The organism is Pseudoalteromonas sp. SMS1 (assembly GCF_021530565.1).
Classification (GTDB): domain Bacteria; phylum Pseudomonadota; class Gammaproteobacteria; order Enterobacterales; family Alteromonadaceae; genus Pseudoalteromonas.
Genome location: NZ_JAKGBI010000007.1, coordinates 13,847 through 37,098 on the forward strand (window position 1 = coordinate 13,847; position 23,252 = coordinate 37,098).

Here is a 23,252-nt window from a genome sequence, read left to right on the forward strand (position 1 = left end):
GCCATTAAAACACAAAAAAAGGGGCCATTCAGCCCCTTTTAACGAAACATGTTGTTTCTTTACAAATTATTACTCACCTTTAGGTGCTTGCTCAGCAGCTGGCTCAGAAGGCTCTAGCGCTTCTTTGATGCTCAGGCGAACACGACCTTGGCGGTCAACTTCAAGTACTTTAACTTTAACTTCTTGACCAACTTTAAGGTGATCAGAAACATTGTTAACGCGCTCTTTGCTGATTTGAGAAATGTGGACTAGGCCATCTTTACCTGGAAGTACATTCACAAATGCACCGAAGTCAACGATACGAGCAACTTTACCGTTGTAGATTGTGCCAACTTCTAGTTCAGCTGTCAGTGCTTCGATGCGTGAAATTGCTTCTTTTGCACTATTACCATTCGTTGCAGCAATCTTAACTGTACCGTCATCTTCGATTTCGATAGTTGTATCAGTCTCTTCTGTTAGCTGACGGATTGTTGCACCACCTTTACCGATTACATCTGCAATCTTCTTCGGTGGAATGTTCATTGTGTAAATGCGTGGCGCGAACTCAGATAGCTCTTGTGAAGGCGCTGCAATTGCTTGGTCCATTACACTAAGAATGTGCATACGTGCAGCTTTCGCTTGGCGTAGTGCGATCTGCATGATTTCTTTCGTGATACCTTCAATCTTGATATCCATTTGAAGTGCAGTGACACCAGCGCTACTACCCGCAACTTTAAAGTCCATGTCACCTAGGTGATCTTCGTCACCAAGAATGTCAGAAAGAACAACGAATTCTTCGCCTTCTTTAACTAGACCCATTGCGATACCAGCAACAGAAGCTTTAACAGGCACACCTGCGTCCATCAGAGCAAGAGAAGTACCACATACAGATGCCATTGATGATGAACCATTTGACTCAGTGATTTCAGATACAACTCGTACTGAATAAGGGAATTCTTCTAAGCTTGGCATTACAGCTTGAACACCACGCTTTGCAAGGTTACCGTGGCCGATTTCACGACGCTTTGGAGAACCGATGAAACCTGTTTCACCTACACAGAATGGAGGGAAGTTATAGTGAAGCATGAAGTGGTGCTTATGAGTACCAACTAGGTCATCCATCATCTGTGCGTCACGTTCAGTACCTAAAGTAGCAGTTACTAATGCCTGAGTTTCACCACGCGTGAAGATTGATGAACCGTGAGTACGCGGAAGTACACCTGTCATCACATCTAGAGCACGAACCATATCTGGTTCACGACCATCTATACGTTTCTCACCAGCAATGATGCGACCACGAACAATTTTCTTCTCTAAAGAGCTGAATAGCTTACCCACTTCTTGCTCGTCTAGCGCTTCGTCTTCAGCAAGCTCAGCAGTTAGTTTTTCAATTACTTCTGCTTTTGCTTCAGATAGAGACTCTTTACGAGCTACTTTGTCAGTAATACGGTAAGCCGTACCAACTTTTTCTTCTGCAATTGCAGCTACTTTGTCTGCTAGTGCAACGTTTTTCTCAGGCGCAGTCCATTCCCAAGCCGGTTTACCAGCTTCAGCCTTGAACTCTTCAATTGCGTTGATGATAGCTTGAGATTGGTCATGGCCGTATACAACAGCACCTAACATCTCTTCTTCAGTTAAGATTTCAGCTTCTGATTCAACCATCAGTACTGCATTTTCAGTACCAGCGACTACAAGGTCTAGCTTACTTTCAGCTAATTCCGTTACAGTCGGATTAAGTACGTATTGACCATTGATGTAACCAACACGCGCGGCACCGATTGGACCATTGAATGGTACGCCTGAAATAGCTAGTGCTGCAGAAGTACCGATCAACGCAACCATATCAGGCTGAATTTCAGGATCTGAAGAAACAACTGTCGCGATTACTTGAACTTCGTTCACGAAACCGTCTGGGAATAGTGGACGAATTGGACGGTCAATTAGACGCGCTGTCAGTGTTTCTGAATCAGAAGGACGACCTTCACGCTTCAAGAAACCACCTGGGATACGACCCGCTGCGTACATTTTTTCTTGGTAGTTAACCGTTAGAGGGAAGAAGTCCTGACCAGGCGTTGCTTCACGCTTACCAACAACAGTCACTAGTACTGATGTGTCACCGATGCTTGCTAAAACCGCACCGTCAGCCTGACGCGCGATTGCACCTGTTTCCAAAGTCACTGTATGTTGACCAAGTTGGAATTCTTTAATTATTGCTTGCACAAAAATATTCCTTAATAAATATATTAAAACGCCAACAACAACCAATTACAGTCTTAAATAGAACAACCAAAAAACGTTGGTACTCTTATAGATCTACTTAAGCACTACAATTGGCAGAAGTATCGGCGTTTGCCTAGCACAATGCTAGAACGAGGGTAAGTATACTGCTAGTACACGCACAAAAAAAGGGGCGAATTCGCCCCTTTTTTATTGTCGGATAAAAATCCAACAATTCATCAAATTCTTAGCGACGTAGGCCAAGCTCTTTGATCAACGCAGCGTAACGCTCAACGTTCTTACCTTTAAGGTAGTCAAGAAGTTTACGGCGTTGGCTAACTTTACGTAGTAGACCGCGACGAGAGTGGAAATCGTGCTTGTGGTCAGCAAAGTGGCCTTGTAGTTTGTTGATATCTGCAGTAAGTAGTGCAACTTGTACTTCAGGTGAACCAGTGTCGCCTTCTACACGTGCAAATTTAGCTACGATTTCTGCTTTTTCTTTGTTACTTAGTGACATAATAAACTCCAAATTACATAAATTTAATGCTTCAGCCGATCACTAATTCAGCCAAAGCGACAAAGCGGCGGCATTGTATCAGTATTTAACGCCGCTGACAAAACTATTGTGCGCTCGATAATGCGCGTTTGGCTTTTAGGTGTCCGTGCTTGTTACGCTCACCTATACCAATGAAAGTCTCTTCAGCCATCACTTTGATCACGCCCTCTGGTACCTCACCAACCACAACCGTCTGACCATGGCTAAATGCAATACCCTGCTCTTTGGTTAAAGTAATGGTTGGTAAATCAACTAAGGCCGTGTCCATTGGTAACAAGAGTTCATCAAGGTAAACAGAAGGTTCTAGCCCTTCATCTTTTGCTTGCTGCAACTTTGCTTCCAACTGTTCGATGGTGACCATCTTGTCTGACGGATAGTGTCCTACCTCACTGCGGTGAAGCATAATTACGTGCGCGCCACAGCCGAGCTTTTCACCCAAATCGTCAACGATGGTGCGAATATAAGTGCCCTTTGAAACATGCACAGTCATTTGTATCTGCTGACTGTTGGCGTCATATTCATCAAGGGTGATGCTATACACATTGATTTTTCTGCATTTACGAGGCACTTCAATACCTTCGCGAGCATATTTATACAATGGTTGACCTTGATACTTCAATGCTGAGTACATAGATGGGTACTGATCTGACTCACCATGAAAAGCCGCAACGGCTTGCTCTAGTTGAGACCGTGTAATGTCTACAGGTCGGGTTTGCACAATCTCACCATCTGAATCAGACGTCGTTGTTCTCTCACCTAACTGTGCACGCACAACATAGGTTTTATCCGTGTCCAATAAAAACTGAGTAAACTTAGTCGCCTCACCAAAGCAAATTGGTAGCATACCCGTTGCCAAAGGATCTAATGCGCCGGTATGGCCCGCTTTTTGAGCAAAGTATATGCCTTTAGCCTGTTGCAAAGCTTTATTCGAGGATATGCCTTGCGGCTTGTGTAATAGCACAATACCATCCACTGGACGGCCTTTACTACGACGCGCCATTACTCGTCACCATCCTCTGCTGAGTTAGCGTCATCACCGCGTTTTTCTTTGTCAGTACGGATCACTTCATCTACTAAGTTTGAAATGCGCATACCTTCCATTAACGAGTTGTCTAGTACAAACCTCAGTTCAGGCATGATACGAGCACGAATTCGTTTACCCAGCAAAGAGCGTATATAGCCCGTCGCGTCATTCAAAATAGCTAGATTTTGTTTCGTATCATCTTCACTCTTACTGTTTAGAACAGTAACAAACACTTTCGCATAAGATAAATCACGTGACACTTCAACAGCCGATACTGTCACCATACCCAATCTCGGGTCTTTTATCTCACGCTGTAAAATCACAGCAATTTCTTTTTGTATTTGCTGTGCAACTCTATCGGTACGAGAAAATTCTCTCATTGTCACCACTTTTAATAAGCTATTGATTTTTATGTTATAAAAATCTAAAAAACACAAACACAAATGGGGGCAATTGCCCCCATTTCAAGGTTTAAACCCTGTTAGAATTACAGTGAACGCTGTACTTCAACAGTTTCAAAGACCTCAATCTGATCGCCAACTTTAACGTCGTTGTAGTTCTTAACACCGATACCACATTCCATACCAGCACGCACTTCTTGAACGTCATCTTTAAAGCGACGAAGTGATTCAAGTTCACCTTCGTAGATAACAACGTTTTCGCGAAGTACACGGATAGGAGCGCTACGTTTAACGATACCTTCAGTTACCATACAACCAGCAACAGCACCAATCTTAGGTGACTTGAACACGTCACGAACTTCAGCAAGACCAATGATCTCTTGCTTGAATTCTGGTGCAAGCATACCTGCCATTGCTTGTTTAACTTCTTCAATCAAATCATAGATTACGCTGTAGTAACGAAGATCTAAGTTTTCAGCTTCGATTACTTTACGTGCTGACGCATCTGCACGAACGTTGAAGCCTACAATGATTGCGTTTGAAGCCGCAGCTAGTGTTGCATCTGTTTCTGTAATACCACCAACACCACTACCGACGATCTTAACTTTAACTTCGTCTGTTGATAGTTTCGTTAGTGAATCAGAAATCGCTTCGATTGAACCTTGTACGTCTGCTTTAAGAACAACATTAACCTCAGAGATATCGCCTTCGGTCATGTTTGTGAACATGTTCTCAAGTTTTGCTTTCTGCTGACGAGCAAGCTTCACTTCACGGAATTTGCCTTGACGGTAAAGAGCAACTTCACGTGCTTTACGCTCATCTTTTACGACCGTTGCTTCATCACCAGCTGCAGGTACACCAGAAAGACCTAAAATCTCTACTGGAATAGATGGACCAGCTTCTGTGATTTCTTTACCATTTTCGTCTCTCATCGCACGTACACGACCGTACTCAAGACCACAAAGCACAATGTTACCTTGCTCAAGCGTACCAGCCTGTACTAGTACAGTTGCCACTGGACCACGACCTTTATCTAAACGAGATTCAATGACCACACCCTGAGCCATACCTTTCTCTGGTGCAGTCAGCTCTAATAGCTCAGCTTGCATCAGAATGGCTTCAAGTAAATCATCAATACCAAGACCTGTTTTCGCAGAAATATGAACAAACTGCGTGTCACCACCCCACTCTTCTGGAATAACATCCAATTGAGCAAGTTCGTTTTTAACGCGATCAGGGTCAATACCCTCTTTATCCATTTTGTTAACTGCGATAATAAGCGGTACTTCTGCAGCTTTGGCGTGTTGTACAGCTTCTTTAGTCTGAGGCATTACACCATCATCAGCGGCAACAACAAGTACAACAATATCTGTTGCTTTTGCACCACGCGCACGCATCGACGTGAACGCCGCGTGTCCTGGTGTATCAAGGAAAGTGATCATGTTACCGTCAGTTTCAACGTGGTATGCACCAATATGCTGTGTAATACCACCTGCTTCACCGTCAGCAACTTTTGCTTTACGAATATAGTCTAGGGTTGACGTTTTACCGTGGTCAACGTGACCCATTACTGTAACAACCGGAGCACGAGGACCAACACTTTCGTCAGTATCGCCACGATCACTTAGTACTTTTTCTTCAAGCTCATTTTCTTTAACAATGATAACCTTATGACCCATTTCCTCTGCTACGTATTGTGCAGTCTCTTGGTCAATAACTTGGTTGATTGTTACCATTTCACCAAGCTTCATCAGTGTTTTGACAACTTCAGCACCTTTCACAGCCATGCGAGACGCAAGCTCAGATACGGTAATTGTTTCACTGATACGCACTTCTTGCTTAACTTCTGCAGCTGGCTTTTGGAAGCCGTGCTGAAGTGACGTAGGTGCTTTCAGCTTGCCTTTTCTACCACGTGGCTGTTGAGTGCTTGTCTCTTTAGCTTGCGGTTTCTTCTTCTTCTTACGACGTGCACTTTTTTCTTCACGTGCATCAGACTCGTCTTCTGCTTCACGTGCGAATGTAGAAGTTGTCATATGATGGTCAGCTGAAGCTTCGCGACGTTTACGCTCTTCCTCTTCAGCTTTCCATCGTGCTTCATTTTCTTCTGCTAGACGGCGAGCTTCTTCAGCTTGACGATTTGCTTCTTCTTCAGCTTTCTTTAAGGCCGCTGCTTCTGCTTCTGTACGAAGACGTTCTGCTTCGATTTTCTCTTGCTCTTGTTGGGCGCTATCCACTTCTTTACTCTGCTGTTCTTTCGCTTGACGTTCTGCTTCTGCTTTACGTTTGGCTTCTTCTTTAGCTTTGCGCTCAGCTTCCTCTTTGGCTTTTCGCTCTGCTTCCTGTTGGGCATTGCGTTCAGCTTCTTCTTTCGCTTTTTGCTCAGCTTCTTGTTGAGCTTTCAATTCTGCTTCTTTGCGCGCAGCTTCCTCTGCAGCTAAGCGTTCTTGCTCTTTTTGCTGCTCGATTGCGCTCTTTTTAACGTAAGTGCGCTTTTTACGTACTTCTACCTGAACCGATTTAGCTTTACCAGTAGAACCAGTAACACTTAAGGTGCTCTTGCTTTTACGCTGAAGAGTCATACGTTCAGGGCCATCAGAACCTGTACCACCATGTTGCTTGCTCAAATGATCAAGCAACTGGGCTTTTTCAGATTCGCTGACCTGATCGCCTTTGGCTTTGGAGATCCCTGCATCTGTCAACTGCTGTAGTAATTTATCAACAGTTGTACCAATGTTCTCGGCTAGTTTCTCTATGCTCACGTCTGCCATATTATGCGTTACCTCCTGTTAATAAACTACTCTTCACTAAACCAGCAAATATTACGAGCAGCCATAATGAAGTCGCCCGCTTGCTGTTCAGATAATTCAGTGATCTCAACTAATTCGTCGATACCTTGCTCTGCTAAATCTTCTAGGGTGATTACGCCTCTACTCGCCATCACAAACGCTAAATGACGATCAAGACCTTCTAAGTCGAGTAAGTCTTGTGCAGGCTCAGCACCTTCTAAAGACTCTTCGTCACGCAACGCTTTAGTTGTTAAGGCATCTTTGGCCCGCTTACGCAGCTCTTCTACTGTCTCTTCATCCAGACCTTGAATTTCTAAGAATTCAGCAACAGGTACATAAGCGACTTCTTCAAGCGTAGAGAAGCCTTCATTGATCAAGAACTGTGCAAAGTCGTCATCAATATCCAAGTTGTCCGTGAATAAACTAATTAGTTTGTCAGACTCTTCTGCGTTTTTACGCTCCATGTCTTCAACGGTCATTACATTTAATTCCCAGCCCGTCAATTGACTTGCTAGTCGAACGTTTTGACCATTACGACCAATAGCCTGCGCTAAGTTGTCCGCCTCTACAGCAATCTCCATTGTGCGTGAATCTTCATCCATCACAATTGAAGCAACCTCTGCAGGTGCCATCGCGTTGATAACGAATTGTGCAGGGTTGTCGTCATATAATACTATATCAACGCGCTCTCCGCCTAGTTCTGTTGAAACGGCTTGCACACGAGCACCACGCATACCAACACACGCACCAACTGGGTCGATACGTTTGTCGTTAGATTTAACCGCGATTTTTGCACGAGAACCAGGATCACGTGCAGCGCCTTTTAGCTCAATCATCTCTTCGCCAATTTCTGGCACTTCGATTCTGAATAGCTCCATGAGCATTTCAGGCTTAGAGCGAGTCACAAACAATTGTGCACCACGGGCCTCTGGTTTTACTTCATATAGCAAACCGCGCACGCGATCGCCTGGTCTGAAGCTCTCACGCGGTAACATATCTTCACGATAAATAACCGCTTCTGCATTATTACCTAGATCGATAACGACAGTGTCACGTGACGCTTTCTTCACCACACCAGTTACTAATTCACCCTGCTGATCTTTGTACGCATCAACAACAAGTGCTCTTTCGGCTTCACGTACTTTTTGTACGATTACCTGCTTGGCCATTTGTGTGGTAATACGGTCAAATTGAATGGATTCAATTTGTTCTTCAACATAATCACCCAGTTGTAAATCAGGTTCTTCAACCTGTGCAGCTTCGATGGTGATTTCAGAATATGGGTTTTCAAGTGAACCATCTTCTAATGGTTCCGCAACCTGCCAACGGCGGAATGTATCATATTCGCCCGTTTTTCTATCGATAGAAACACGTACTTCAATTTCGCCATCATGCTTTTTCTTTGTTGCAGTCGCCAGTGCGAACTCTAACGCTTCAAAAATTTTCTCTCTTGGGACTGCTTTTTCATTGGATACAGCTTCTGCAACCAACAAGATCTCTTTTGCCATAGGTTTTGCCTCGCTTGCCCTGGTCCTTCGCACTCAATCTTAAAATTTGGCGATGATATTAGCTCTTTCGACGTTGCTAAGCATTATGTGATGCTCCAGCCCATCGACCGTTAGCGTGATCATGTCGCCATTAACTGCTACTAAGTCACCCTTAAAATTACGGCGACCATCTTGTGGAAGCTTAGTACGTAATCGTACTTCTTCACCTTGCGCTTCCTCATAATGAGCTTGTTTGAATAATGGTCTATCCACACCTGGTGAAGACACTTCTAAGTTATATTCATTTGTAATGGGATCTTCTACATCCAAAATAGCACTGACTTGACGACTCACTTCCGCGCAATCATCAACATTAATGCCATTCTCGTGCTCAATATACACCCTCAGTGTAGAATGACGACCAGCTTGCACAAACTCTAGACCGCGCAGCTCATATCCACAGGCTTCAACAGCCGGCTCTAGCATAACGGTTAAATCTTGCTCGAGTTTTGACACAAATTACCTCCATACAAACAAAAAAAGGGCATATAGCCCCATCAATTCAGCTGTTCGCTCTTGGGCCTACCTTGCTATTATCTAGCACCAGACACAACAACGCCCCGAACCAAGCGGGGCGTCACACCAAAAACAAACTGTGTGGCCAAAGGCCGAGCTTGGTTGCGGGCTGTACCAGCCTAAATTAAGCTTGCGCTTAAACGCAAAACGCGCATTACAAAGAATGCGCGACCTTAAGAAATTCAGCGATTTCTTACATTGGTTGCGGGAGCCGGATTTGAACCGACGACCTTCGGGTTATGAGCCCGACGAGCTACCAGGCTGCTCCATCCCGCGTCCATATGCAGTGCTACACTGCTCAATTGGCGAGTATTATAGAGATTGTTCCATTAATACGCAACCTCAAACTAGATAAAAACAAAACCCTTCTTCACCTCACTGACAACCTAAAAAGGCTTTAACAATCATTAACATTGCAACCTTGTACCCATTCAGGATCCATATATACTTCAGTTTTCTTACAATCAAGAGCAGCTTATATGAAAAAGAAGACAGTCCAGATGGTGTTGACAGCGATATCATCGGTATTAATGAGTAGTGCAACACTTGCAAACACTTGTACCAGTGCTGGGCCTCAAACTCCACGTGATATTGATAATTTACACGGAGAAAATAAAAGGGTATTCAGCTTGGCTCCGCCCTCTTCGGAAATGAACTTATGTAATATTCACTTCCATAAAAATGCAGAGCACAAAGCGAAGGACTTCTCCGTATTCGCAGGAGAAGGTAAATATGGTGGATACCAATGCAATGCGACAGCTGACCTTACCCCAGCTGAGTTAAAAGCACCTAAAGGGAAGGTATGTAAAAATGTGAAGCCTGGCGACACGATCGAAGTACATTGGGTGCATAGTTCTTGTGATGTCAAACCAGGAAAAGGCCTTGGTGCTTGTCTAAATGCGCAATGCGCAAATCCAGATTTACGTGTCGAAACGCAAGTGTTTCTTGTGGTCAATGATGAAGATGCACTGGACTTTAATGACCTATCCTATAACGGGAATATCGTCAATGGTTACCACCAGCCAAAACATATTCCAAATAATACAGGGAAACCCGTCGAATTTTTAGGTTCAACAACAGGTCCTAGTTACAATGATAAACAATGCTCTCCATTACAAGTCACATGGAGTGTTCGCCCTGCTTGCGCCAAAATTGACATCAACAGCCTCGCAAAATGGTGTGAAGATAACGTATTTGAAGAAGATCATGCACATGGTGTCAGACAATTGGTTACAGACCCTAAGTTATTGTCTCCGATAAAATAACTGTTTCTATGCCTATGCAGCGTCAATCAGACGCTGCCGTTAATATTTGTTGTTTGATTTGCAATAGCAAAATAATCCAGCCTATACTCAAAGCTCGCTCATAGTGTTTATCTAAACAAAACAATAGAGCGAAATCAATTACCCAAGTTTTTTACGTTTTGTTAGTTGTACCATTGAGGATTATGACGAAACAGATTTGATTTAAACTTGAGCACGGATCCGCTCTAATCGTATTGGAGCGATTATGAGTATTTCACCTTATCAATACCAACTGCTAAGTCAATCATTTGCGACTATAAAGCCGAATTTTCACTGCTTTTGCGTCAGCTTTAATCATCGATTAAAGATGCATCCTATGTCAATGCGCGTCCCAGAAGCTGAGCATCAAATTCTCGCGATTGAATATCAACTCAGAGCGTTTATTCAGCAGAGCTTGTTGCGCATTGCAAATCAAAAAGAGTTGTGCCAGTACATCGTAGACAATATCGCATCGGTTAAAACTCTACGGCCCTCGGTATGTGACATAAAAATCCTGTGCAATTGCTTCTTAGACACACTTAAAGTGCATTTGGGAAAACAGTTTACCCTTGCTGTGAGAAATGCTTGGAAGCGCGCACTCCACATTGTCGCGAATGTTTTAAAGTCTGAATTGTTCGGTATGACAAATGTCGTTTATCTCGACCAATTTCGACAAAAACATCAAGTGCACCACTCCTAATCGAGGTGACATTCATAATGGGAAGCTTTAGACTGGCCCTAAATTAGGTTATTTTAGGTGAGTTTATGAAACGTATCGCAATTATTATGGGCCTTAGCGCAGTACTTACCACTGGATGTGATGTATTTGAAGACTCAAAGGCCCAAATTGAGGCGCAATATTTAGCTGAAAACCAAGAGCTGCAGGCTGTGATCGAGCAAATTCGTGAGCAAGGTCTCGAAGCGATGAGCAGAAGTGCAGAGGCAGGATCTCTGGCTGGATGTGTCGTAGGTAAACTGGATGGTGATCCAATGGGTGCACTCGTAGAAGTTGAGGGAGCATTACAAGACAGCGCAAGCGTCGCGGAACTTGCAAATTCAATTGCCAATTTGGGCGATCAGGAGATCAGCCTGGAGACCATTCCTGAACTATTGAAGGCGGGGGCAGAAACCGTCACCTACCTCAAAACTATGCTTGAAACATATGATTTAGGCGAGCTGCAAAGTCAGTTTAGTGTGTTGCTCGAACAAGGGCAGACCAAAACAGAAGATATCGGCACACATTTACGTGGTTTGATTGAACAATGTAATTAATCGATTTGCAGAGATGCTCGGCGGCTAATACCGAGCGTCTGATTGTGTCAAAATTTTCTAAAAGAGTCTCCAACGACGTTTCTTTGCACGCACCTTGTGCACCCAATTGACTTCAATCGTTGTTACCGCTAGCGTATCACTCTGTGCTTTTGAAATAAGCTCATAACTAACACTTTCCGCCGAACCAAAACTCAATGTATAGGCAAAGCTTGCTGTATTTGCCCAACACTGAAGAATACGCTTCGACTCACTCTCTCTAAGGCAGTAATCCCCTGCTTGTGGTGCTGAGATTTCAAATACTACGTCAGCATAGCAGGTACGTCCTTGGTTTAGCGCAACACATTTGCTTGGTGTTGCGTTCAGTATTCCTTTACGCTGTTCTTTTGCTGATACACCTAACGGCGTCAAGATAAAGAACATTAACATTACCTGAGTGAGTCTAAAATACATATTTCACTCCAGTAAAGACGACGCGTGCGTAGTTGGATTCAACGAGCGGGCTACTTTTCACCCCGCCTGATCCAACCAACACGGACAGCCCTGCGCTATATACCCAGTCTTGTGCAATGGGATAATTTAATTGCGTTTGCACAAACGCAGTTGCGCCGTCGCCAGCAGTGAAACCATACAAGTAATCATTCACTTCAGAAGGATCTACACCGTAAAAATAGTCATTAAAGTTTTGTGAGTAGTAATTTGCGCCAAAGTTTAACCACAAATCCCAATTGCGCAGCTCAAAGTTACGGGTCGCTTCAATGTGAAAAACCCACCCATCAGACTCACCAAAAACATCATAGACCAATTCAACAACAGCTAAATACTCACCAACATTCTGGTAGTATGCAAACCCAATTGATTGATCCACTTTACGTTCTTTAATACCCTCTAATTCTTTGACTTTATCATCGTTAGAGTAATAACCATTTTCAGAGAATGGGATTTGATAGTTACCGAAAATAACATCCAACCCCCATCCATCTCGTTGAACTAATTGATAACCCAAATCTGAACCACCAAAGAAGTCACCCGAATGTGTGTTTAAGTAAAAGTTTTTGTATCGCAGCTTTGCGTCTATAAGTGGAGCCAATGAAGAAAACTCATGTTTTGCACCAATTAGCGAGGGTAGTTTTGTATTAACATAAAACGCACCCAAGCTTAATTGCCAGTCAAAATCGTCTTCATCATACCAAGGTTCGGCATCCGCTCTCCCCATGATGACTAAACACGCAGCAAAGATTAAATATGATATTCTTTTCATTGTTTTTTATCTTTATCGCAGCACTTGTGCCTATATTCAGTCCCAGATCATACCTGAGCAGTTCTCATCCAACAAGAAAACATTTTGCGACTTAAAAATTAACAATTTTCACATTATTTTGTCACAAAAAAACTTTTAAATGCGTCTTCTCACAATCGAGTAAATATTCAAATCGAGGAAATAATGAAAAAAATCCTTTTTCTATCTGCACTTACATTGAGTGCTGGGAATGCGCATGCATTTAGTCAAGAAACGCATAAACGCATCGTCATTGATGCCGTTAATTATATGGCACAAAACCCAAATACAACAGAGTTTAATAAGTTACAAAGTTTTGCACAGTCTAAAGGAATGACCGTTGCCCAGCTTGGCGAATTAATGGGTCAAGCGGCTTATGATGTTGACGATTTTGAAGACACTTTCTTTTGCGGTGCTATTACAGGTGATTGCGTACAGGCTCCCGTTTGGGGCGTCGCTAAGAGCATCGTTAAATACACAAGCTACTGGCACTTTCAAAACCATACTCAAGGTGCAGACCAGCATGGTAACGACTTTGGCGGATACAATTACGACAAACTAACCGTATGGGGCACGGTTGATAATATGGCAGCAACTTGGCTCAAAGGCGATTATTTAGATGATGGTCCAGGCGGCGAAACCGGCTGGTTTAGCGCCGATGACAGCGAATACAATACCTATGGTATTACTGAAAAAAACTACCGTATCGATAGTCACTCAAACTACAACATGTACGACGACTTTGAAGAAATGCCATTTCAGCCAATCGACAATCTAGGCCAATATTGGTATCAAAGCTATTTGCAAACGGGCAACCCACAAGTCTTGGGCTTTGTGTTTCATACCACTGACTTATTACAGCCACATCATACATGGACAACATCAGACTTGAACCACGCGGATTGGGAATCATGGGTCAAGGATTATTATGACAGAGAAAGCCTCAATGATATGAGCCTAGTTTCTCAGGCGATGCAAAATTTCTCGCCGATTCAGTCAAATGAAACAGACATTCGCCCATTACTAACACAGGGGGGCGCGTTTTCTTATTCACAAGGCGGTATTGTGCTGAATTCAAAAGATCATCACGATAGACTAAATACAGCCAAACAGGTCATCCCAAATGCCATAGCAATGGTGGTACATTTACTTAATCACGCAATGGTTGCTCGCTAATGCGTTGTATTATATTTTTCTTGGCAGGCTTTGTTAGCCTGCCCTGTTTCGCCGTTTTAAACCACATATCAAAACCTGAACTGGACTTGATGTACTCCCTTTACCAAGCACAAGACAGAGATATTTCTAAAAAACAGCTGAAAAAAAGACTGCTAGAGAATCAATTTTTAATTTCGCAAGCACAGTCGAGAGCACTCCCTATACTCAAGCGACATTCCGCTGTTGGGTTTAGCAATCAGTACCATGTTCGACGGTACTTACTTGCTATGCTCAAGCATAAGTTTCCCCATCACGCAAAACAGCAAATGCAAGGGATCACTTTAGATTGGAGTTCAGATAAACTCATATCGGCGCTGGGACCATACCCAAACTCTGGGCAGTACAGTGATACGCAACTGCAGCAGTGGTTTGGGGTTGAATTGGTTAAATCTCCTCGTCTAACCCTAGGTGATGTTGTTTACGATCAATCCATGCAAGGGCGATTTGCACTACACAATGGTGATGTAAAACAACTGCAAGTTGCTGTGAATGAATACGTCCATTTTCACATACTGACAAAACTTATAAGCAGTGAGCTTGGCAAACATAAACTTGACGCAGACAGGCTAGAGTTGTTAGCGCTTGGTGAACTGCTTCGTCCCCCAATGCAAACATATTTAGGCGTTATCGATGAACTGCATGGGGAGCGCAGTGGCTATGTTGAAGCGATCAAGGATTCTTTGACCACAAAGGAGATAAAACACTTTTACAGCAGCAACAAACAGGATTTTAAATACCTCGACAACCTCTTGGCAATCGCGCTCGTATTTGCAGATCAAAAGCAAGCGGAGACGATATTTACTCAGGCCAATCAGAGCTCTATGAAGTCAACCATGGAGAAAAATGGCCTATACAATCAATTTTCTGGCTCAGATAAATTACAAATGCCAATAAAAATTACCCGACAACATGCAAAAAGCTGGCTTGCTCAATTCGCCTTTAGTAGCAAAGTGGGTCAAGTTTCTCGTCCAATTCGAATGCCGAATGGCCAGTGGGCGATTGTGTATACTGAGCAACCAAAATTCAAATTCCACGCGCCAAATAGTGAAACGGTTCGCTATCGAGCGTCACTGTCACTAACCAGGAAAAAAGCCGCTACCGCCTATGAAAAGCTGTTTAAAACTTGGCAAAAAACACAGGGGGTGATTTTATGAATCAATTCAAATTGATCCTGTGTTTTATTTTAACCGGCTGTATTTTGTCGCTCGTTTGGTGGTTGGCAAATGCCACCACCAACACGCATAAGGACAACGTGCTAGCCAACGAGGCGTCACCACAAGCGATGAAATTCCCTTCCACCCCTTCACACGCTGCAATTGATTTAACGCCACAATCAGAGTCTCACCCGCAAAAGAATAATGGTGTGCGCATAGAACCGACCCAACTTCCTACACCGCGTCCGCAAGAGAGCGTATATATCCCCCCGATTGCTAGCAAAGAAGAGACACCTTCACAACCAGTATATGATGGAGATTTGGACGATCATGAAGCCTATAATGAGTTTCTTTTGGATCAAGAGCATGGCCTAAAAAGAGACTATATTGCTGCGGTCGACAAAAAAGTTCAAAGGCTATCCCAACTATTGCAAAAAGGCATAAATGCGGGTCTTCCACAGTCCCAACTCAATGAGGCAAAAGAGAAAATTGCAGCACTGCAAGTAATGCAACAACATCTCGAAAAGGAATTAAACGCGCAAAATTGAGACAATGATGTGTACTAGGTCGATGTACACATCATTACTCCGCTTGATGCTCACTGCACACCAAAGAAGTCACGAAGAATAGTGGTATATATACCTTCAATAATTTCAAGATCAGCGAGAGATACATGTTCATTCACCTGATGTATCGAGTCATTTTTAACACCACACTCGATCACTTGGGTATCAGCACTTGCAAAAAAGCGCCCATCCGACGTACCGCCGGCAGTACTCAACGAAGGGAAATGACCTCGTTGTTTAGAAATAGCATGCTCAACGAGAGATAAAAAACACCTTTTCGTCTTGCTACCAGTGTAAAAAGACTCGCACGGGCGCTCCCACTGTAGCTGCGCAGAATATTTGCTTTGGTTCGTCAATGAAGCGACTTCAGCACAGATTTCATGACTTTTATATGCATGGCTATAACGAATATTAAAGGTTATCTCGCAACTCGCAGGGACTAAATTGTCAACAATGTTTGGCACAGAAATACCTGTAATTTGCAGTGTAGTCTGAGAGCCAGGAACATCTTTTTGCCACTGCAATCGAGCCAATTGTGTGACAAGTTCTCCCGCAATATGCGCCGCATTGATTGCTTTTTCTGGGTAAGCAACATGCCCCGCTTTACCACTGATTGTTATACGGCCAGAAATGGCGCCTCTTCGCCCATTTTTAATCGTGTCACCGACCAATTTATTTGACGTCGGCTCTCCGACTAAACACGCGTCTAATTTAACACCTCGTTGTCTTAAATACCGTGCTATTTCTAACGACCCATACTCCGCTTCTCCCTCTTCGTCCGAAGTAATAAGCCAATAAAACGTGCCTACACCCGGTTTGTCCTTCGCGCACAGTTGCCTAGTTGCAGTCAGCATTGCCGCTATCGACCCTTTCATATCAGCAGCACCGCGACCATAAATAACCCCATCTATAATTTGGCCTGAAAATGGGTCGACCACCCACCCCGCAGGCTGCGCGGGAACCACATCAACATGGCCAGAGTAAGCTAAGGTCGGTCCATCACCAAATTCACGTCTTGCAATCAAGTTTTTCACCCCGTTGCAATCCAACTGCTCAACAACAAAGTCCAATTCTATTAACTGCGCAGCGAGAAAGCACAACGTTCCCGCATCATTTGGTGTAATTGAACGTGCTTGTATCAAGTATTGCAATATATCTGCCGTGGAAGGATCGACAGTCTTGGGAGTATGAAGTGGGTGAGACATAACAATGTGCCAATCAGCCAGTTTTACTTCATTAAACGAGGTAAACATGTCTGGTTAATGTCTAACTCATTGCAATTTTATTACTTTGATGGGCTTGCCAAAGCATATTAATCACACAATACACCGTCATTTTTACTTGCAAAAAAGGAAAAACTTAATCCAAATCAAACTTTCAGAAATTTCTGAAAACTGACCATTTAAAGTTGATCTAGGACAGCTTTTTAAACTGCCATTCACCTTATTATGAACACATCAGAGAGATTTACCTCGCATAGGTTCAGGAGATGAATATGAATAAATTGACAACTGCATTACTTTCAACCCTGCTAGTAACTGCGCCACTTGCACAAGCTCAATTGAGCGTTAATGTAGGTGCTATCCACGTAAACCCGATTGATTCAGCTTCGGCTATCAAAGAGAATACAACACTGGGCCTATCGGCTGATTCAGATACACAGTTAGGTATTACCTTTGACTACCAATACAACGACAACATTGTATTTGAACTTATTGCTGCAACACCTTTTTCTCACACAGTTGAAGGTCAAGGCGGTTTAGCTGGAAACGACATCGCTGAGGTTAAGCACCTACCACCTACGTTACTTGCACAATATCACTTTTTTGATGCAGGCTCTAAGTTTCGCCCCTTCGTAGGTGTCGGCTTAAACTATACGGTGTTTTTCGATGAAGAAGCTAGCGCGGCCTTGAAGCAGACTTTACAGACTGACGATGTCAAAGTTGAATTAGATAGCTCTTTTGGTTTGGCACTACAAATGGGCTTTAACTACGAAATTAATGACAAGTGGGGTCTGCATGTCATGGTTTCTAAAATGGACATTGATACCGATGCGACGGTATATGCTAACGGTGTTCAAGCACTAACTTCAGATGTGGAAATAGACCCTTTTGTTGCAATGATTGGTGCGAAATACAAGTTCTAAGCACGATAGTAGCCTAATCGGGCTACTAATTTGGCAGGGATCGCAACCTCAATCCCCTCGGGCCACTTAAGTGGCCTTTTTGTTATTTGCTTTTTTTTGCTCCAACATTTCCTTCCAATGCACGACCTCTTCAGGCAGTGTTGGCATGTCTCCCTCAAATTCAGCCAAAGATAATAAATCATTCACACTAACGACGCCTTTGCGGCTTTTAAACACACCTCTCACATATGCAATCGCATGCAAACCACTTTGCGAATGAAATTTTTGTTCGATGTAAAAGTATTTGTGATCCCAACCAACCACCTGCGTTGTCACAGAGAATTTTTGCAATGGCTTGATATCTTTTATATACGTAATTGCCGTTGCATTGACAATTGGAAACCATTTTCTTTTGAGAATTTTACCCAGCAATCCAATTCGCTCTGTCATCCAAGTTCGAGCTATGTCCATCATGGCCAAATATCGAGAGTTAGTGAGGTGTAAATTGATGTCGCAATCACTTGGCAACGCTCTAAAATCAATTGTTGTTGGATCTAGCATGCCTTCATAGGTTTTGTTTTTTTTAATTTTCCAAAACAAAAGTAATAATCGAAAATATAAATTCATGTTCCCAATGGTCTAACCAGTAATTCGTTGGGCCAGTGTATCATAGCTCTAAGTAGCAACAAGCGTGTGCAACAAGTTAATTCAATTTCTCTTTAAATTCGGCTACTTGCTTAATTTTAGAAACTGGATTAAGTTTTCTGTAACTCAAATATCAGTGTGTAATTATGAATAATCTATTCAAAATTGGCTTTTTCTTTTCTTTCATTTGTTTCAGCGATGGTGCTGCAGCAGATTTTGATGTGAATGGTTCAGGGGTGGTGACCTACCCGACAGGGATAGATAAAAGTTTTGATTTTGGATTTGGCTGGAAGGCCAATGATAAGAAGTTTCGCATTGGTAACAAGTCTTACTCTATGTCTCAACTCCCCGAATCGTATTCTATTGCACTGACGTTAAGCAAAGATGAGTCTAAAGTTTGGATACAAGAGTTTAACTCAGGGTATATCGAGTCATTCGAATGGCAGATCGGCAAACACAAGCTTAAGTTGTCCAAAAGGGAATTTAGCAGTCGCGTAAAAGGAGACTATATTCTGACCCTGAACAACGTAGATTACTTTTTATCTCGCAATAATGTAAGTATTGACGTTCATTTCGAAGAATCAGGCATCAAAGCGGTCAGACTTGATGGAGTGACAAGGAATATGGGAACTAAGAAGTAGCTTGGCTACTCCTTAGTTAAACACACTTACACCTTCACCGTTTTACGATTAATTCCATACTCCCTGAGTTTATTGGCCACTGCGGTGTGGCTCAAACCTAGGCGTTTCGCCAGCTGCCTAGAGCTCGGGTAGGCGGGATATAACTTTCTGAGTAGTGTCGCCTCGAAGCGTTTTACAGCTTGTTCTAAAGTACCTTCGAAGTCAGACTCTAAATAGCCCAAATCGTGAGTAAACGTCGGGAGTTGCATATTCTCGATGCGAAGCTCTTTGTCATCCAACAAAGACACCGCGCGATAAATCGCGTTTTCTAGTTGCCGTACGTTACCTGGCCACGGATATTGCTCGAGAAACTCCAAACATTCTGCGTGAAGTGCTGGCACTGCCTGCCCGTTTTGCTGTGCATATTTTTGGATAAAATGTTCGGCGAGCGGTTTGACATCTGCCTTGCGATCTCGTAATGGCGCTATTTCAAGCGTAAGTACATTGATTCTGTAGTACAGGTCCTCGCGGAATCCGCCCTCTTGGACCATTGCTGGCAAATCTTTTTGTGTGGCAGCAATAATACGTACGTTGACCTTTACTTCGTTTTCATCGCCCACTTTACGGAAAGTACCGTCTTGTAAAAAGCGGAGTAATTTCGTCTGTAACTGCTCAGACATTTCGCCCACTTCATCCAGAAAAACCGTCCCGCCATCAGCCTGTTCCAACACACCTCTTTTTGAAGGTACATTATCATCAAAGCTGGCGTAACCAAACAGTTCAGACTCAGCCACATCATCAGGTAAAGATGCACAGGATAAGGCAATAAAGGGCTTTAGTGAACGATTAGAGGCATAGTGACACGCTCTGGCAAGCAATTCTTTACCTGTACCAGTCTCCCCTGTAATTAGGATTGGCGCTTCTAACTGTGCCATTTTACGGGCTTCTCGCACAACACGTCGCATTGCGGTGCTTTGATTGTGAATCGTCGCGAAGCTCTCTTGGCCGTAGCGCCTAAATGCACTGACCTGTTGTCCTAAACGGCTTTGTGATTTGATATTAATAACCGCACCGGCCAACACATCACTTTCAGACCCCTGTGGTACAGCAATGGGCAGAATATCAGCAATGTAATCTTCTCCACCGACTTCTACACGGGTAGTTTGTCCCAGTACTTCGGACCCTTCTAACCAACGCGTAAAATTGAACCCTTTCAATAAGACATTAATGCTCGTACCAATGACTTCATCTAAAGATAAATTTAAATCCCTGCAAGCGGCGTCATTGCAATGTCTCACCCCGCCTTTAGCATCGATTGATATCACCCCATCTGGTAAAGCACTTAATAACGTGTTTAATTCATTGTGCTCACGCTCTGAAGGCAGGAATGCTGTCGTTCGAACATCTTCAACACCATCAATTAGGCGTATTTCAGGCATGATTTTTTGAAACTGCTCAAACTCAATCGGCGGGAAACTGACATACATTCGACAATTTACAGAATCAACCTCAATCCCCTTTAGGTCAACTCGATAATTCACCAATATATTGAGTATTTCTTGTGCAATACCAATTCGATCGGCGCAATGGATCTCTAAACGCATCTGTTCCTCAAAACGGTTTTTTACCTCTGTGCGGATCATACTCTAAGAATAGTCATCAGCCTAGCAAATTGTAAACATTTTTGGACAGATATTTTCTTCATCAAAAATAATAGTATTGGACTACAATAAATATATGAAAAACTTGGTATTTAACTAGGTAGAAAAGATTGCATGGAGAATACAATGCACTTTATAATACTAAATAACTAAACGATGTTAAAATGAATGGTGAGAACAATGAGATTAGCAAAAAATATAGCCTTAGTTCTAACAGCCATTTTTACTAGTGCATGCTCTGTTGAAGACCCATACGAAACGGGCCCTACACAAAGCCAGCAACAAGAGCAAGCTGAACAAGACAAAGAAAATGCCCAATCCGCCTCATTTGTTATTACAATCAAAGATGAAACAAATACTGTTGTAGGAAATGCAACTGTAAATTTATCAGGTACACTGTATACCACAGATGAATTGGGCCAAATTGCCATTCCAAGTATTGCCCAAGGCAACCATACAATTTCTGTCGCCAAGCAAGGCTACACCAGTATTTTAACTACCTTACAGCTCGAAAATAGCACACAAAACTTTGATTTAAAAATCGAAAGTAAACCGGTGCAATCAGTAAATCTATTTTTTGCTGGTGACACAATGTTTGGCCGGCGCTACATGGACCCCTCATTAACAACTATGGGGAATTCAGTACCCGATGTAGAGGGCGCTTTAATACGAGCAGACTCCGCAGCAGCTAACGCCATCGCCCTTACTCAGTATGTTAAGCCGTTAGTAGAAAGCGCAGACTTTGCTTCGGTAAATTTAGAAACACCAATTTTATCGACACCTACGAGTGTTCACCCTACCAAAGAGTTTGCATTTTTCTCACTGCCTGAAACTTTACAAGGCCTTACTGAAATCGGTGTAGATTACGTGGCGCTTGGAAATAACCATGTCTACGACTATCTGCAAAACGGGCTTGATGACACATTGAAGTATGTTAATGAAGCGGGGTTGTTACACAGTGGCGCAGGTAATAACGATACAGAAGCATTTGCGCCACTCTTTACTTCCGTAAATGGCGTGTCTGTGGGTATCGTCTCTGCAACTTCTATCACCGGCGAAGATAACCCCATTGATTACATTGCACGTGAACAAAAAGGCGGTGCAGCCGATTTAACCGATACATCAAGTGTAAGGAGCGCCGTTGAAAACGCCATCGCGCAAAGTGACTTTGCCGTTGCTCAACTCCACGGAGGTGATGAATATTCCTATGCACCCACGCGTTACATCAAGAATCGGTTTGAGGTAATAGGCAGTGAAAGCCCTGATTTACTCATCGCTCATCACCCACACGTGGCGCAAGGTTTTGGCCTATTTAATGACACGCCAGCCCTGTTAGGGTTGGGCAACTTTGTTTTTGAACAAAACCGTATTGAAACCTTGTTGGGAGTAGCCGTTATTCTGGAAGTCGATCCCACCCTTGAACCAAAAACGCAGAAAGCCCGCGCTTACCCAATTTACCTAGAAGATTATCAACCTAAATTGGTGACGGGGTTTTTGAGTGACTATCTGATTCGAAGGCTAGGAGAGTTTTCAGATGAGCAAGTTTCTGTCATACCGAGACAAGGCTATGCCGACGTATTGTTTACCCAAAAAGTAACCCCCACTACATTAAACTCAGTTGAAGTCAGTTTGCCTGCGGGGCAACATATTGTTGATTTAAGGGAATATGCACCAAGTAATGCGTTCTTAACTGGGATTAAAGTGTCTCAATCAGTGAGCTTGCGCATGGGGCGTGACTTAATGTTGTTTGGTGACTTTGAGGACTGGGACAACGACGAAGTGTTTGGTGAGGTATCTCGCTGGGAAAACGACAGTGACAATATTACGCCTTGCTTAACTGGTGCGCATAGAGGACGCCAAGGCATGTGCTTGGTGCGAACGCAATTTGACAACCGTCCTTTAAGAATGCCGTTTAAACATACCATTCGTACCATGCCAATCACGCCAGGTGACTCCACGCTTTTGGCTTATCACGACATGAGCTTATATGGCTACAGCAAAGGCCTAAATGCAGGAGCGCTGAGTGCTGAAATGTCCATCCTTACTTCTGAGGACAATCTAATTTTCTCGGAGCAAACATTGCAAATAAAAGCGGCGGGTGAGTATGACTGGCAGCCATTTGAATATTCATTTAGCCTACCTGAAGACACCAATGTATTAGGCCCTGAAAACCTCCCAGCCAGAGCGGTTAAAATCGCCTTTTTGCACACCCCACCAGCAGAGGGAGAAGCCACGTTAATGCTTGATGATATCGCCCTCATTTCATGGCAAAAAGACATCGCCTTAAATATTGAACAGAGCAATTCTTGGACGCAAAACATCATACATGGTATGGACTTTCTACAAGTCAATAGCCAAAAAGACGTCACAATCAGCTTAACTTTTTCGTCTTTTCAATAAAGGGTTAAG

21 protein-coding genes and 1 tRNA gene are annotated in these 23,252 nt (G+C 43.2%); 9 read left to right on the forward strand and 13 right to left on the reverse strand.

The annotated features are described in order from the left end of the window. Nucleotides 1-69: 69 nt before the first annotated feature. From pnp to L1286_RS10180, 8 genes are all read right to left on the reverse strand, one after another. Nucleotides 70-2,199 carry a polyribonucleotide nucleotidyltransferase gene (gene pnp / locus L1286_RS10145; protein ID WP_235406830.1) on the reverse strand — a complete coding sequence of 710 codons (2,130 nt, stop codon included), beginning with the start codon at nt 2,197-2,199 and terminating at the stop codon, nt 70-72. 244 nt (nt 2,200-2,443) lie between these two features. Beyond that, nucleotides 2,444-2,713 (reverse strand): 30S ribosomal protein S15, encoded by a 270-nt coding sequence (gene rpsO / locus L1286_RS10150; protein WP_063355435.1) that lies wholly within the window; start codon nt 2,711-2,713, stop codon nt 2,444-2,446. A gap of 103 nt (nt 2,714-2,816) precedes the next feature. Then, nucleotides 2,817-3,752: a tRNA pseudouridine(55) synthase TruB gene (truB, locus tag L1286_RS10155; protein WP_235406832.1), complete on the reverse strand. Its 936-nt coding sequence runs from the start codon at nt 3,750-3,752 to the stop codon at nt 2,817-2,819. Further along, a complete protein-coding gene (gene rbfA / locus L1286_RS10160) occupies nt 3,752-4,156 on the reverse strand; it encodes a 30S ribosome-binding factor RbfA (RefSeq protein WP_235406833.1) in 405 nt (134 codons plus the stop codon). Before rbfA ends, truB begins: the two co-directional genes overlap by 1 nt. A 107-nt stretch (nt 4,157-4,263) precedes the next feature. Next, a complete protein-coding gene (gene infB, locus L1286_RS10165) occupies nt 4,264-6,945 on the reverse strand; it encodes a translation initiation factor IF-2 (RefSeq protein ID WP_235406835.1) in 2,682 nt (893 codons plus the stop codon). A gap of 26 nt (nt 6,946-6,971) precedes the next feature. Further along, nucleotides 6,972-8,471 (reverse strand): transcription termination factor NusA, encoded by a 1,500-nt coding sequence (nusA, locus tag L1286_RS10170; RefSeq protein ID WP_235406836.1) that lies wholly within the window; start codon nt 8,469-8,471, stop codon nt 6,972-6,974. Between the two features lie 39 nt (nt 8,472-8,510). After that, on the reverse strand, nt 8,511-8,966 hold the full coding sequence (gene rimP / locus L1286_RS10175; protein ID WP_063355430.1) for a ribosome maturation factor RimP: 456 nt from the start codon (nt 8,964-8,966) through the stop codon (nt 8,511-8,513). A 259-nt stretch (nt 8,967-9,225) separates the two neighbouring features. Then, nucleotides 9,226-9,302 (reverse strand) — tRNA-Met (locus L1286_RS10180). A gap of 203 nt (nt 9,303-9,505) precedes the next feature. Here L1286_RS10180 and L1286_RS10185 point away from each other — a divergent pair. From L1286_RS10185 to L1286_RS10195, 3 genes are all read left to right on the forward strand, one after another. Further along, nucleotides 9,506-10,291 carry a delta-class carbonic anhydrase gene (locus L1286_RS10185; protein ID WP_442961705.1) on the forward strand — a complete coding sequence of 262 codons (786 nt, stop codon included), beginning with the start codon at nt 9,506-9,508 and terminating at the stop codon, nt 10,289-10,291. A 244-nt stretch (nt 10,292-10,535) separates the two neighbouring features. Then, complete coding sequence (locus L1286_RS10190; protein ID WP_235406837.1) at nt 10,536-11,009, forward strand: globin; 474 nt, start codon at nt 10,536-10,538, stop codon at nt 11,007-11,009. A gap of 65 nt (nt 11,010-11,074) precedes the next feature. Further along, complete coding sequence (locus tag L1286_RS10195) at nt 11,075-11,581, forward strand: hypothetical protein (RefSeq protein ID WP_235406838.1); 507 nt, start codon at nt 11,075-11,077, stop codon at nt 11,579-11,581. 57 nt (nt 11,582-11,638) lie between these two features. On the opposite strand, the gene L1286_RS10200 is transcribed toward L1286_RS10195, so the two are convergent. Next, nucleotides 11,639-12,031 carry a DUF3019 domain-containing protein gene (locus L1286_RS10200; RefSeq protein WP_235406839.1) on the reverse strand — a complete coding sequence of 131 codons (393 nt, stop codon included), beginning with the start codon at nt 12,029-12,031 and terminating at the stop codon, nt 11,639-11,641. Next, entirely contained in the window at nt 12,021-12,839 is an 819-nt protein-coding gene (locus L1286_RS10205) for a MipA/OmpV family protein (RefSeq protein WP_235406840.1), read from the reverse strand. Before L1286_RS10205 ends, L1286_RS10200 begins: the two co-directional genes overlap by 11 nt. Nucleotides 12,840-13,022: 183 nt before the next feature. Between L1286_RS10205 and L1286_RS10210 the strand changes: the two genes are divergently transcribed. From L1286_RS10210 to L1286_RS10220, 3 genes are read left to right on the forward strand one after another with little or no spacing between them, the layout of a single operon-like run. Then, nucleotides 13,023-14,033, forward strand: coding sequence for a phospholipase (locus L1286_RS10210; protein WP_235406842.1), 1,011 nt, complete (start codon nt 13,023-13,025; stop codon nt 14,031-14,033). Then, entirely contained in the window at nt 14,033-15,226 is a 1,194-nt protein-coding gene (locus tag L1286_RS10215) for a peptidylprolyl isomerase (protein WP_235406843.1), read from the forward strand. The genes L1286_RS10210 and L1286_RS10215 overlap by 1 nt, the downstream gene beginning before the upstream one ends. Further along, the gene (locus tag L1286_RS10220) at nt 15,223-15,774 is read left to right on the forward strand and encodes a hypothetical protein (RefSeq protein ID WP_235406845.1); all 552 of its coding nucleotides are present in this window, start codon (nt 15,223-15,225) and stop codon (nt 15,772-15,774) included. The genes L1286_RS10215 and L1286_RS10220 overlap by 4 nt, the downstream gene beginning before the upstream one ends. A gap of 50 nt (nt 15,775-15,824) precedes the next feature. Here the strand turns inward: L1286_RS10220 and dapE are convergent, their stop codons facing one another. Further along, nucleotides 15,825-16,997, reverse strand: coding sequence for a succinyl-diaminopimelate desuccinylase (gene dapE, locus L1286_RS10225; RefSeq protein WP_235407045.1), 1,173 nt, complete (start codon nt 16,995-16,997; stop codon nt 15,825-15,827). Between the two features lie 290 nt (nt 16,998-17,287). Here dapE and L1286_RS10230 point away from each other — a divergent pair, with 290 nt between their 5' ends. Continuing rightward, nucleotides 17,288-17,938 carry an OmpW/AlkL family protein gene (locus tag L1286_RS10230; protein WP_235406846.1) on the forward strand — a complete coding sequence of 217 codons (651 nt, stop codon included), beginning with the start codon at nt 17,288-17,290 and terminating at the stop codon, nt 17,936-17,938. Nucleotides 17,939-18,004: 66 nt separating this feature from the next. Here the strand turns inward: L1286_RS10230 and L1286_RS10235 are convergent, their stop codons facing one another. Further along, nucleotides 18,005-18,544 (reverse strand): thioesterase family protein, encoded by a 540-nt coding sequence (locus tag L1286_RS10235; RefSeq protein WP_235406848.1) that lies wholly within the window; start codon nt 18,542-18,544, stop codon nt 18,005-18,007. Between the two features lie 164 nt (nt 18,545-18,708). On the opposite strand from L1286_RS10235, the gene L1286_RS10240 reads away from it, so the two are divergent. Beyond that, a complete protein-coding gene (locus L1286_RS10240; protein WP_235406850.1) occupies nt 18,709-19,203 on the forward strand; it encodes a hypothetical protein in 495 nt (164 codons plus the stop codon). Nucleotides 19,204-19,229: 26 nt separating this feature from the next. Here the strand turns inward: L1286_RS10240 and tyrR are convergent, their stop codons facing one another. Then, on the reverse strand, nt 19,230-20,786 hold the full coding sequence (gene tyrR / locus L1286_RS10245) for a transcriptional regulator TyrR (RefSeq protein WP_235406852.1): 1,557 nt from the start codon (nt 20,784-20,786) through the stop codon (nt 19,230-19,232). 237 nt (nt 20,787-21,023) lie between these two features. Between tyrR and L1286_RS10250 the strand changes: the two genes are divergently transcribed. Further along, nucleotides 21,024-23,243, forward strand: coding sequence for a CapA family protein (locus tag L1286_RS10250; protein ID WP_235406853.1), 2,220 nt, complete (start codon nt 21,024-21,026; stop codon nt 23,241-23,243). Nucleotides 23,244-23,252 lie beyond the last annotated feature (9 nt).